Origin of the sequence: Microvirga pakistanensis (assembly GCF_004458765.1) — a bacterium.
In the GTDB taxonomy this organism is placed as follows: domain Bacteria; phylum Pseudomonadota; class Alphaproteobacteria; order Rhizobiales; family Beijerinckiaceae; genus Microvirga; species Microvirga pakistanensis.
On sequence record NZ_SPJX01000564.1, the window covers coordinates 1 to 223 of the forward strand.

At 61.9% G+C, this 223-nt stretch carries 1 pseudogene; it reads right to left on the reverse strand.

What is annotated here, in order from left to right:
- A pseudogene (locus E4K09_RS23810) lies at nucleotides 1-223 on the reverse strand (GntR family transcriptional regulator); the annotation flags it as partial.

Genomic DNA, 223 nt, shown 5'->3' on the forward strand with positions numbered 1-223 from the left:
ATTGCTGCAGCAAGGTGCTTGAGCTCGCCGAGCGCTGTTTCGTCCATGAGCTCGGCCGCTCTGCCAGCTGCATGGGGCTCAAGCAGCAGGCGGAGTTCGTAGAGCTCGTCGAACCGCTTGCGCGTGAGCTGAGGTGCCGCGCTGTAACCGACGAGGTGGGTCTTCACCACCAAACCCTCGGCTTCAAGTCGGCTGAGAGCCTCCCGAATTGGGGTTTGCGAAA